We start from the raw sequence: 13,336 nt of genomic DNA, 5'->3' as shown, positions 1-13,336 counted from the left end.
GTTTGTTTATTTATTGGTTAGGTTGTTAGAAAGATGTGCTGTGGTTGGCGCATCTTTCGCTTTTATACTAAGTTACTAAATTAAAAATAAAGTTTAAAAAATTAAGAATGTAGCTTTTCTGCTTGCTACATTCTTATTAAGTAAAATTTAGTGGATTTTTATTTGTTTAACACGCTATAAGTGTTGTTTTCGGAATCTCTTTAAGAAAAGTCAAAATTTTCTCAGACATAAGATCATCTTTGGTAAACACATTGTGCTCAGATTTTTCTCTAACTTCATTAACAAGAAGTGGACTAGCCGTGAATAGACCAGATACGCCTATCAGATTATGGTGTAGTTTTGATAGCATATCCGCCCCGGATATTGCGCTCATACTATCTGTTGCAGAAAATAAAATACCATAAATACCCTTCATGAAGCCGTTATCATGAATGAGGGCATGTGTTTCTCTTTGTAAAAGGCCATCTGCTATTTCTACAATAATATAATCAGGATTGATCATTTTTACATCTTTAAGAAGCGTTTGATACAGATCTAGTAATTCACTTGTATCGCACATATATGTAGAAGGAAAACCATAATTTGAAAAATCAATAGATATTTTGGCACCATGGTCCTTCACAAATGATCTGTCTTTAGAATATACAGTACCGGTTAATTTTATATAAGCTACTTTTTTTCGTGCCCTTGATAAGCCTTTGGCGATAAAGCCTGCAGAAGAAGTTTTACCACTATCCATACTTGTTCCTAATGAAAGAATCACTTTTGTATTTTCATTTTCTTGAATAGGATTAAAAGTTTCTAATCCAGGATAAATTTCTTTAGTATTGATTATAGATTCATTTTTGTCTACTACATATCCTACAAGAGAAAGTATTGTTGGGCCTACTTTCAGTAAACGTGCATTCATCGATTTTACAACTCCTATAGCGCCTCCCTGACCTAATATATGATACTCTTTTTGTAGGGTAGTTGGTATATACCCTTCAATTTGTCCTGTTGCATATCTGTTGCCAAAGGCCGCCATAATATAATCACCAGGAAGTATATATCGATTTGTTTCATTATCGCATTGTACACGAGTATGTTTACCGATTTCTTTCACCTTAAATATTGCTACATCTCCCGGTCTGGGAATGTGTGTTTTTTTCAATCTTCTGTTGATCAGATTACTGTTTACATCTTTACAAATAATTGTTCTCTTTATGTTATTTTGGTTAAATTTTTGTGTTTTCATAATCCTTAAATTTCAAATAGGTTTGTATTTAAATTTTATAACAATAGTTTTCTGTTTTGTTGATCAATAATTACGTAATTATAAGAATCTGGTTCTTTAAGTTTATAACAGAGTTTTTATTCCTATGTTAATTTGTTTTATAAACAGGTAATCATGAAACTACCCTACCAAAGAATTTGTTAAAAAAGATTTTTTTTGAATTGATGAGTGTTAATGTTTTGTTTTTGTAGTAGTTAAGTGGATTTATTTTTTTTGAAAAAAATATTTGTAATCAAAAAAAATAATCAAATTCTTATCGATATTAATACTGATTAGTGATGTAATCATTTTATTTGATACGTGTATGTAATAAGTAGATGTTATTTTATGAAAAGTAAAGCATGACTATCTTTCTGTTATAAAAACTACTATGCATGCATATAATATAAGTGCAGTTTGCTTTATCAAGATGTCAAGAATACATATATTGAACGCCAGTTTTTTAAATAATCGTTAATTTAACGAAATACGTAATAATTATATGTATACTTCAAAAATATCAGGTTTAGGATATTATGTTCCTGAAAATATTGTTACCAATGATGATCTTTCTAAAATGATGGATACCAACGATGAGTGGATTCAAGAAAGAACAGGAATAAAAGAAAGACGTCATATCAAAAAAGGAGATGGCAATTCCACTTCTGTAATGGGAGTAAAAGCTGCAAAAATTGCTTTAGAAAGAGCAAAACTTACTAAAAATGATATCGATTTAATCATTTTTGCAACTTTAAGTCCGGATATGTATTTTCCAGGAGGAGGAGTTAGGGTTCAGGATATGATGGATATGAGTACAATTCCTGCACTAGATGTACGCAATCAATGTAGTGGTTTTGTATACTCTCTATCTGTTGCTGATCAGTTTATAAAAACCGGAATGTATAAGAATATTCTAGTTATAGGTAGTGAGAATCATAGCGGCGGATTAGATATGACAACCAGAGGTAGGGCTGTATCTGTTATTTTTGGAGATGGAGCAGGAGCGGCAGTGATTTCAAGAAGCGAATCAAAGGATAGAGGTATTTTGTCAACACATTTGCATAGTGAAGGAGCTCATGCCAAAGAACTATCCTTAGAAGGACCAAGCACAGAGCATTGGGTGCCAGAATTAATAGAAGAAAATCCAAAAGAAAATATACCATATTTCCCTTACATGAATGGACAATTTGTTTTTAAAAATGCTGTGGTTCGATTTTCTGAGGTAATTAATGAAGGCCTACAAGCAAATAATTTATCTGCTACAGATATAGACATGCTCATTCCGCATCAAGCTAATCTAAGAATATCTCAATTTGTACAGAAACAATTTAAACTACAAGATGATAAAGTGTATAACAATATCCAAAAATATGGGAATACTACTGCGGCATCAATTCCTATTGCATTAACAGAAGCTTGGGAAGAAGGAAAAATTAAAGAAGGAGATCTTGTTGTTTTAGCAGCATTTGGTAGTGGATTTACCTGGGGTAGTGCTATAATAAGATGGTAATGTTAATAATTTAGTTATTAAATATAAAAACGCGAAATCGATAGATTTCGCGTTCTTTTTTTCTTAGAAACTCGGTTACTAATTTTTTAAAGGCTAATTCAAATAAATCATAACCATGATTACATTATATTAAACGTTATAAATTCCCAACTGTTACAAAAAATGAGTTTTTTTTGCAATTATTTAACGTTAACGTGATTTTAGACCCTTAATAATTGCATTTTGTGAATGTTTATGATTAAGAATCAGTTTTTTATAAAGAATTTAAAAATGTATTTAGACTCATAAAATAACATTCAAATATTGTAGAAATTCAGCAAAATTATAGATAATTGTTCCATTGATTATTTATTATTCAAGAGCATATATAGTGAATCAAGATTGATTTTTTTTAGTGGAATTTGACCAAAATCTTTTTGGTCAAAGACTTTTGGTTTGATAATACTATCTGGATTGTTCTTTGCTGTTTTCGTATACACTATTTTATTCAAAAAAATTGAAGGAGTAGAAGTATTAATTTTTAAAGTTGTTGCTTCATTAATTATAAATTTTGAAGAACAAATTTGTTGTTCTAAAACGATGTCCATATCCTTGCTAAAAATTTTCATAAACCCTTCTGAAAAACAATTACCGGTTTCGTCTTGAAGCCTAATGATTTGATTATTTGAAAAAGATATTCCTGATTTTGGATGATGAATAGAAAGTTTCTTATTCTTTAAAATTGCTACGTAACCATTTTTAAGTTGGATAGAATCGGATTTATGTTGAGAGAAGTCATTTGGATTTACAGTAGCAGATTGATCAGATACATTCGTAGACGTATTAGATTTTAAGTTATAAATAGGTTTACAGGCACTTAGTACAATATACAAAATGATGAGTATGCTCATACTATAATATCTGATGATATTAACTTGCATCTGTTGTTCCACAATCATTAATAAAAACTTGTTTTGTTGTTGTAAAATGATTTCTTCTGGAAGCGTAACTGTCTGTATTAAGATTGATAACAGCAGTGATAGCGTTTACATGACTATCTTCATCTCCTTGATTAGCAAGGGCAACTAGTCCGTTATGTACCCAGTACGCCATTGCAGAAATCATAGCAATTCTTACATCACTAGACACAGCTACAGGATCAGCTACGATATCAATTCCTGATTCAGGATATAATGATTGTATGATTTGATTCACATCGTTATAATTGCTACGTCCAGTAAGTTGAATAAAGCCTCTACCCCTGTAATTCCATCCATCACCGCTTGCAACGTTTCCATTTCCTATTCTGTTCGCATAGGCCCGATTTGCTATGGCTTCTTGATTTGCAGATTGCCCGGGTGCTCTACCATATAATCTAGCTTCAGCGGGATTTCTCTTAAAATATGAAAATTTTTCAAGTAGTCTTGCAACTGAGTAATTCATATTCTCTGCAGTATCTTCTACATCAACATTATTACCTACTTCTTGCTTTACTTGAGCAAAGAAATGTGCTTTATTTAAACAGGTATTCATAGAAAACTTTTCGAAAGCTTCATTAAAAGCATTTTTCATTGCAGTTAAATCAGAATCGGAAGTAGCCGTAAATATAGTGCTAAGTTGTTCTAGAGTTATTTCAGCCGAACAACAATCTGTTAATTTAAAGAATTTATAATCTGGTTTTAAAAATTCTTCTTGAAAAGTACGTTGTCCAGAAACTGTAACATCCAAATAAAGTTCAGCATAATTTTTTATGATTTCTAATCCATCATCTTGCGGTTGACCGTTCTCTGCTTGGATATTGGCTTCTTGCTGCCCTAAGTTGTCAGGTCTTTGTCTGGGTCTTATACTAGTTTCTACAGCTCCACCTTCTTCTTGTTGAGGTAGTGTTAGCGCTTCTTTCCAATCTTCAAAAGTATCATCATCTCCCGGGTGAAATTTGATTTTTACAGCAGCAGTACCATTATTTTCAAAAACAGCAGTTAATTCTCTTGTTGTAGATGGGTTTGTATCTTCTTCATTTTGATATATTTGAACTTGTAAAGAATCATTTGCTTCTGTAAGTTTAGGTTCTTTTTCTTTTATTAAAATAGTACCTTCTGTTCCTTCCGGGAAAAAACCATAAACTACAATATATGCATCTTTACCAATCACACCAGAATTAATTCTTTCAAACTGATTTCTTTCTTCTAGTTTTCTGGTTTGTATGTCGATAGTAGACTGTGCGGCATATGTTCCATTCGGCATTGCTTGTAAAACATCTTCCACAGTAAGATATTGATTATTTTGTTCAAGCGATTCTTGTGAATTGCTTATTATGATTCCGGCGATGCGATTACGATTTTCGTCAGTTATTGTATTTGGATTATTAAAAGAATACGTATAAGTACCCCCTAATTCGTCAGTTTCAACAGTTTCGATCTTCTTTTCTGCAAAATAGGCGTCTATCAATGTTTCTTCAACTTCATTGGTGGCTATTGTATTTTGCTCGGCATTATTCAAAAAATTTTCGCTGCCCCAACGATTTAAGATTCTATCATTTCGTTGTCTTAGTAACTCTTCTATAGATCCTGGGTTTGTTGTTTCCTCACTCATGTAACTGATTAGATTTTAAGGTTTGCAATAGTCATAAATCACAATTTCTTGATAAGGATTCTGTATACGTAAAATCCATTTTTTCTCAATATTATCCCTATTACATTGGATCATTTCATAAGATCCAATATAATCTTGATCATAGTCTCCTAAATCGTGTTGAGCTTGATAAAAATCCTTTTCTGTACCGATGAACTCGCTGGTTTTACTGGTTTTTTTGTAAAAGTTGATATTACATTCATCAAAATTTTTACCAATTCTGTTTTCATCAACAATGCTATCGGCATATTTTTTTAGTATACTGACTAATTCTTTTTGATCACTAGAAGGGTTGTCAACCAAGAGATATCTAATAAATCCTTTTTTATCTTCATTATTTGACGTAGCAACGATTCCTGAAAAATCCATGTTTTCTAAAGGAATTATTATGTTTTGTTTTTTTTGCGAACAACTATTTGAAATTATAAATACAAATAATACTATTACCAAATTTATTTTCATCATTTTTTTTTATGCTCTATCCATATCGTTCAAAAAAGAAGGGGCATATGCAAAGAACTCTTTTTCAAAAGTCATTTTGGTTAAAAATGGTTTATAACCTCTAATATGTTGTAGTACGAACCATGCTCTAAAACCTGCTCCATAAGAATAAAACTTTTCCATATCTGGAAGGTCTAATCCAAAATGATCCCAATAGATGACTTCATATTTAATATCATATCCATCTTTTTTTTTGGTATACTCTACAATGCTTACTTCGTAACTCCAAACGTCATTAACGGCTATTGTAGTGCCTCTCAATAAATTATTGTCTTCTCCTCTTGCAAAAGAAGGAGAGGCTCCAGGTCTTCTTTGCCATCTGATAGCTGTATTCTCTGCCGCAGAGATATCTCCTCCAGAACTTTGAATTCTTTGTGTAATCGTTCGTTCTATAGATTCACAAAAACGTTTTGTAGCAGAGCTTTCTATTGCTGCTTGGTTTAATGCATCATTTTCATAAATACCACCTTGATTACTTTGAAACCTATCGATCATTAAACCAATATTTGTGTCTAATTCTCCTAAAGAAAGTGCAGAAGCCATTATTCTAAAATCAGCAAAAAGAGTAAAATCAGGATTTAGGTATCGAGTCATTCTAAAGAGTACAGGCCTTGTAGCTGTAATTTCTTGTGTAGTATATACAGCTTTTTCTGTTTCTTGGTCTCCGTTAGCAAATTTTAGATGAGTTGATTCATTAAAACCATTCTGTTCATATTGCTGTTTGTAACTTTCAATCTCTTGTTCAGAGTATATTGAACTGCTGATCACTCCATTACCATATGCCATATCATTTGCAATTGCAGTTCCATCCTCATTGAGTCCGGGGACTCTATATCGTTCTACATAAAAAGGAACTTCAATATCCTTGATTTCAGGTACTGGTAAATCTGTTGGAGTCTCAGTCTGAGCTGTATTTGTCACAGATATGTCTACTCCTCCTGTAGAACATTGTATGGTAGAGTCCTCTAATAACGCTGTTTGGCCGTCAATAGTTACTGAGTCTGCGGTCTTTGACCACTGTGTTGGAGAAATTACGCTTGCACATGGAGGAGGGTTTTTTCTCCATTTTTTGCAAACCCCGTCAAAAACAAGGTTAGATTTTGCATTATCGCCATCTGTAGCCCAATTAATATCTTGTAACTCTATCTGAGTAGAACTAACTACTAATTTTCCACTAGATGAGCATAAAGGACATTTAAGTTGAGCACCATTAATCACAAATTGTCCTGCCATGATTTATGTTTTTTTGAAAAAAAAGTTACTTATTATCCTTTGCTGATTTTTACATTACCACCACCTTGTAATACTGCTACTGCCCCACAGGCAATTTTCATATTGGTTTTGCTTAAGATTTGAGCGTCTCCACTATTTTGAGTAAATCGAGTACCAACGTTAGTAGTCATTTGATCTTCTACCGTATTAGAGTGATTAAGAGACGAACTCTCAAAATTCATCCCTGTAAACATTTTGGTATTTTGCCCTATATTAAAAGTAGCATCTTGCTCTACATTCATCTCAAAGTTTTTAGCATTGAGAGTCATTTTTTCTAGTGCAGTAATGGTAATGTTGTTATTGGCTGTATCAATATGTATCGTATTTGCATTTTGATCAATGATTGTGATGAACTCTTTACCATCGGCATCATTAAGTTCTATAGTATGCCCGCTACGAGTTCTTATGGCTTTTACATCATTATTTTTGGTATTCCATCCTGCGGATTTTGCGTTTCCGTTGTATAATGTTCCCATTACAAAAGGTCTTTCAGCATTACCGCCTTCAAATCCTATGAGTACTTCTTCTCCAATTTCTGGGATAAAATGAAATCCTTTTTCTCCTCCTGAGTGTGGTGTTAATACCCTTAACCATGGGGTAAACTCCCCTAAAGGCTTTTGCCAGTAGAACTGTACTTTTATTCTACTTAATCCCTCTGGGTCGGCATTATCAGTGACTATCGCTACCTGATGATCACTTTTTGGATGTAAACGTATGTTTGTTTTTGGCGACGCATCTTGTGCTATAGATACTCCCTCAAAGGTATTACTGTATTTTCCGTTTTCTGTTGTTTCGTGTTTTATTTTAGTGATTCTAAAGGTATAGTCTCCGGGACCATTTTGTATTTTGACTACTTTTCCTAAACTTACTCCCGGATTATCACTTTTTCCACTCATAATCACCTGATTGATTTCTTCAGATTTTTTTTGTTGTTCTACAAGTGTATCAAGTCGTTGTTTAATTTGTGGATCATTGTAGGTATTTATAAATACATTAGTTTTGTGAGGGTATATTTCTTCACTTTTTTTAGAAGCAAATCCGTTATAGCTGTTCATTCCTGTGTTTACAGCTTGTGTTGCTAATTCATGTTGTTGATCATTGAGATAATCGTTAGTAAAGAAGGCATAGCTATTGGATCTTGGATTGATATTTCTTGAGAATTCCTGAAGATCCTGCCCATAGTTCAAGAGTACTTGCTCATTATCTTTGGGTTTTCCAAATACAAGATCTTCTCCATCATAATAGAACCATTCACCATATTGTTTTGCCAGACGGCTAGCATATTGAAAGCTGCTTTCTCCATTTTGCACACTGTAATGAAGTGTATCAGAGAACCCGGGGTTGATTACTGTATTTAATTTTGACCTATCGTATAGTTGAAAAGTATTATCAATAATAGTCGCTAAGCCGGCATCACTATAGGATGCAAAATGAGGTCCGTCATCAGTGATGATAGAAGAGCTTTTTGCTTTGATGATAATAAGATCAGAGTGTTGGTACAAAAATCCATTGGTACTTTTTACTTCTGTTACCACTCCTTTGAACTTAAGTTCTTTATATGCTTTAAAGGTATTTAATGAGGTTATTTTAAGGACTAAGATTTGTCCGAGGTAATCCTTACTTTCATCATCAGATGTGCTGGTTATATTCTCCAGAACATCTTTTCTACATACTAACTCCAGATCATGATGTTGATCTATTTCTTGTTCTAGTGATATACTTTTAAAAGCTAATATAGGAACCCCTCCTATAAATAGTTGAATCTTTGATTGAAGTGCCATGTTAGGTTTAGAGTTTTGTGAGTTATGTGAAAAACATCAACTGTAAAAATATACATAGATCGTTACGAATACAACCCTGTTTTCAGGGGTATTTGCATGATTTTTAGAAATTGATACAAAAGAATAATCGTATTTAAAAAAATATCTACTTCTGATGAATATTACTTAAAAGAGCTATGTAATTCATTTTTGATGAAAAAATAAGCAGGAAATGGCGGCTTCAATACAATATGCTAATTACGGTTGTCTGATTTTTGGAGACTTGATTTTTTGTTGAAAATGATATGCCGGAAAATCCGGGACGTTATTTCATAATGAAAATAACGTCCCGGATTTTCCGGCACAAAAACTGCACGCTTAGAATTATTCTAAATAATGGTATTGGTGATTTTATATAGTATTGGTATAAAAAATAAAACTACTTTTCTCTAATTACGCCACAATTTATCATTATAAATAGTAGAAAGTGTAGCTATTTTTACCTCAGTAGCTCCAAATCGACCAAGAACTGGCAAAGGCATGTCTTCAAGATTACCTTGTCTATCCATTCTATATATATCTGATAATATAGATGCAGAAGTATATATGTATTTTTCCTGACCTGCATCAGATTCATATAATGCCGGAAAATAATTTCCTCCACCTAAGTCTAACCTAAATACAAAAAGTATACGATGATCTCCTACTGGGTTACTCGTTAATTGATCATGAGGTATTCTAAACCGTATTGCAGCATTAGTTCTGGTATTATTTTCTGGATCAGGTTCTATCACTATATCTCCAATTTGTTGTGGTTGAATTTCATAAATCACATCTCTTCCCATACCGCCCGATGCATAGAATACCCTATAATCCAATTGCTCTTTTGCTAATAAGAAATTACCAACAGTCAGTGTTGCGGTAAATTCTGTATGAAGACTTACTCGTTGTGATAGAAAACCTGATTCTCTATCAAATTGAAACCTACTGTTTCTATTTCCACTTGCTGCTAATTGAATATTATAAAAGACAACCATATTGGTCAGAATAGCTAATTCGTCTTTAAAACTATTTATATGGCGCATATCCATATCACCAAAAACAGAAAAAGTATTGTTTAAATTAGAAAGTACTGTTCTAGAGGCAAAGAAATCTCTATTGTACTCACATGTTGTTCTTCCATTCAAAGGAAAACTTATATTATCGCTAAAAGAAAAGTTTTTGAAGAAAGCTTCGAGGTGTGAATCTGTTAACCAAGTTGCTAACATATATAATCCAATAGCGATCGCTCCGGCAATCCATCCAATAGGACCTAATAATGCGGTGGATCCAAAAACAGCTGTTGCAATAGCGGCTCCGGTAGTTGTTGTCGCAGTCAGGCCTGCTATGGTAGCGATAGAAAATGCTGCGGCAGCACCTGCATAAGCCAATGCAGCATCACTGTCTCTACTTTGTCCTCGTCTGTGGGCACTCCAGCCACACATAATTACAGTGACTCCAGAGCCGGCAAGACCGATATAGCGAGTTGCAGCACTTAAAGAAGAGCTACCTGCCAAAGATGAGCTTACAGATTGAGTATAAGCAAGACTTGCAGCTGTAAAATCAGCAGCAGTTCCGGCAAAAGATACATATCCAAACAGGTCTTGATTTTGCGGTTCTGAAAGACCATTAAACGCATTAGCAATGTTAAAAGCTTGTAGTAGAGCCAAAGATCCTGTAAATGCCGAACTCCCTTGTATGTTGCTTGCGGTTTCAGCTCTTGGACTTTGTACTGTAACTTCTCGGCTTTCGGTAGTTATAATTGGTATTCTGGCTAACGTTCCTCTACTGTTTGTTCCTAAAATATCAATTTGAGATCCTTGTTGTCTGAATCTTGTAATAAAATTAGAAGGATTAGTTCTTGCTCTATAGGTGTGAGAAGTAAGTCTTGAAGTATCGAGTTGAGCATTACTTCTAGCTAAAACTTCTTGAAAATTACTGGTTCTAAAGTCGATTACAGGTGTACTCTGACCACCAGGCGTTAATGTCTTTATTTTTACTCCTGTAAACCTAGCTTCAAGGTGAGTAAAAACTGTTTCTTGTGTCATAATTTGTATAACACTCCTTTCTGCGTATGTCTCTATAGAAGAATTAATATATCCTGCTATTTTATTGGTAAAATCTATCCAGTAACTGTCACTCGGTGATTGGCTTTGATCTATTTCTATGTCTTCTTTAAATACATCATAAACAGGAATATCACTTTCTTTTAATAGAAAGTCAACAACACATTGGCTATGAAGTAGATGTTGTTGATCTTCTATTTCTAATTCAGCATTATTTTCTAGATCCATTGATCTATCGATATCTCTAGGGTTAATAGCAAGTACTCTACAAGGCTGCATACAAGCTAGTTTCCCTTCAAGAATATTGTACGGTGTTCCTCCTTTATGATGTATATAGGCTTCTTCGTAATATTGATGTTTAATAAATACACAAAGATCATTCTGTAGATTTCTTATGAGTCTTCTGTTTGTTTTACGCGTTGTAAATCCTAATACATTTTCTAATTTTTGACGGTCTATTCCTTCAATTCCATCATCCCTATATCTAATCCCATGTCTTGATATTTGCCTATCACTTTGAGACCTTCTTGTTCGCGGTACTCCGCCATCATACATCTCTATCATTTCTTCATCATTATAGACAAGCTTGTATGTCATTTGAGCTAAAGAAAACATTGCCACTCTATCTTGTTCAATACTTGTGTAAGTATCTGGAGCTTCTCCATTGATCATTGCTCGAGCTACAACATCAGCATCTCTACCCGACCGGGCACATTCTATATATGCTCTATGCTCTATAATTTCTTTACAGATAGCTTTGGTGATGTCAAGAGCACAACCAATAGGATCGGGGAGTGTAACAAACATATCTTTCCATATAGGAGGATTTTCACTTTCTCCTAAATTAGCATCGTGTTTCTGGACTGCCTCTAAAGTATTTTCCATCCAATCTTTTGAAGCTTTTTGATCTTCTGTGAATGTAGCTCTTATTTCTTGATATGTTTTTACATGCTCTTGATTGCTTGTACCTCCTCTCTCAAAACCACTGCAATCGATAAATACCATACCTTTTTGTCTTTTTTCATCAGCAGATGCAGTTCGCATTTTTTCATGATACTTAGCCGGCCACTGTACATTAGAAAAGCCTATCCATAATTTTTGCCCTTCCTTAAAATGTTTGTTCACTTCCATTTCTCCAGAAGGTTCTCTAATGTCCAGTAATTCTCCTGTTTCTTTTCGTTGTTCTTCTTCATAAACGGGTTCATAAACAGTAGCAGCCCTACCATCTATATGTATTTTATATTCATAAAAAAGATCCTTATCGTCTTCATCAAATAAGTATAAGTATCCCGAATTTAAAGCTGTAGGTGCTACATAAAAATGTTTGATTTCGTTAGAATCTGGGTCAGGTTCTGCTTCTGGATCAGGATCAGTGGTTGTAATTGTAGGAGCATTTTCTAAAACTATGATTTCTGCTTCTTCATCTTCTGCTGATTGCGGAACGATAAGATGTTCTTCTTTTCTATGCTTAGCAAATAAACCGTATCGTAAAAAATATAATCTTATTTTATTCTCAAAATTGATACATAATTCTTCATTTTCATTCACACAAAATGTGGTCATATTAGCGCCTTCTGTATGATCTGCCGGTGTATCTGCTCCTGTAGTTTCTTGTTGAGTTGGTGCTGTATCTGTAGCCATTGATAATTTTATTTTTGTGCTTTATTAGTTTTCAAAGTGATATGTGAATATCAAATCTTTTGCATTTACTTCTTTTTGAGTTACATTATTCAAAAAGATTGCTTTTGATGTACTGCTTAATTGAATGGATGTATTTCTTTTTTCTGTGATTTCTAAAAAGGGGATTATACTTTGTGATTCTTTATAACTATTAAGTGCTACAAAATCTAAAAAGTCAAGTTCTTTAAATTTTTCTCCATCATATAAATAGACATAAGCACCCCAACTTTCTTCGGCACCAACTTCTGCAAGTATGACTATGTTTTTTCCTTTTTTAGATTTGTAAAAATTTAGATTTAAACGCCAGCTATCCTCTTGGCCTTTGGATTGATATAATAGATTATACTCTTGGTCAACGGCATATAACCTAACCCCATCATTATGTATTTTTGATATTCCTGTTATAAGCGTTAGTGTGTTTATTTGAACAACTTTTTCTACAATAAGACTATCTCCTCCAGTATAAGATATACTATTTCTCGGTTCAAATTTATTATAAGTAATTGAGTCATCTATTTGATTCTCATTGACCTTTTGACTTTTAGAAAATGCTAATGTATGATCTAATGTGTTTTTACTATTGTTACAAGCAACAATAAAAGATAGGAATAAAATAAAAATGCTATTATAAATGGTTTTCATG

The 13,336-nt window shown here is 33.2% G+C and carries 9 protein-coding genes; 1 reads left to right on the top strand and 8 read right to left on the bottom strand.

Translation table 11 applies throughout. The annotated features are described in order from the left end of the window. Positions 1–166 precede the first annotated feature (166 nt). Positions 167–1,237 carry a hypothetical protein gene (locus FHK87_RS15560; RefSeq protein ID WP_140594676.1) on the bottom strand — a complete coding sequence of 357 codons (1,071 nt, stop codon included), beginning with the start codon at positions 1,235–1,237 and terminating at the stop codon, positions 167–169. A 520-nt stretch (positions 1,238–1,757) separates the two neighbouring features. Here FHK87_RS15560 and FHK87_RS15555 point away from each other — a divergent pair. Further along, complete coding sequence (locus FHK87_RS15555; protein ID WP_140594675.1) at positions 1,758–2,765, top strand: 3-oxoacyl-ACP synthase III family protein; 1,008 nt, start codon at positions 1,758–1,760, stop codon at positions 2,763–2,765. A 344-nt stretch (positions 2,766–3,109) separates the two neighbouring features. Here FHK87_RS15555 and FHK87_RS15550 read toward each other — a convergent pair whose 3' ends face one another. The 7 genes from FHK87_RS15550 to FHK87_RS15520 form a co-directional block, all read right to left on the bottom strand. Beyond that, a complete protein-coding gene (locus FHK87_RS15550; protein ID WP_226294275.1) occupies positions 3,110–3,703 on the bottom strand; it encodes a hypothetical protein in 594 nt (197 codons plus the stop codon). Continuing rightward, entirely contained in the window at positions 3,675–5,336 is a 1,662-nt protein-coding gene (locus tag FHK87_RS15545; protein WP_140594673.1) for a glycoside hydrolase family 19 protein, read from the bottom strand. The genes FHK87_RS15550 and FHK87_RS15545 overlap by 29 nt, the downstream gene beginning before the upstream one ends. Positions 5,337–5,351: 15 nt before the next feature. Beyond that, entirely contained in the window at positions 5,352–5,840 is a 489-nt protein-coding gene (locus FHK87_RS15540; RefSeq protein WP_140594672.1) for a hypothetical protein, read from the bottom strand. Positions 5,841–5,846: 6 nt separating this feature from the next. Next, a complete protein-coding gene (locus tag FHK87_RS15535; protein WP_140594671.1) occupies positions 5,847–7,109 on the bottom strand; it encodes a DUF3289 family protein in 1,263 nt (420 codons plus the stop codon). A 32-nt stretch (positions 7,110–7,141) separates the two neighbouring features. Continuing rightward, positions 7,142–8,929 carry a type VI secretion system Vgr family protein gene (locus FHK87_RS15530; protein WP_140594670.1) on the bottom strand — a complete coding sequence of 596 codons (1,788 nt, stop codon included), beginning with the start codon at positions 8,927–8,929 and terminating at the stop codon, positions 7,142–7,144. 428 nt (positions 8,930–9,357) lie between these two features. Next, the gene (locus FHK87_RS15525) at positions 9,358–12,654 is read right to left on the bottom strand and encodes a toxin VasX (RefSeq protein WP_140594669.1); all 3,297 of its coding nucleotides are present in this window, start codon (positions 12,652–12,654) and stop codon (positions 9,358–9,360) included. 24 nt (positions 12,655–12,678) lie between these two features. Continuing rightward, entirely contained in the window at positions 12,679–13,335 is a 657-nt protein-coding gene (locus FHK87_RS15520) for a hypothetical protein (RefSeq protein ID WP_140594668.1), read from the bottom strand. Position 13,336: the final 1 nt, after the last annotated feature.

It is taken from the genome of Aquimarina algicola, assembly GCF_006443095.1.
In the GTDB taxonomy this organism is placed as follows: Bacteria; Bacteroidota; Bacteroidia; order Flavobacteriales; family Flavobacteriaceae; genus Aquimarina; species Aquimarina algicola.
This window is presented reverse-complemented; position numbering and strand designations above follow the sequence as displayed.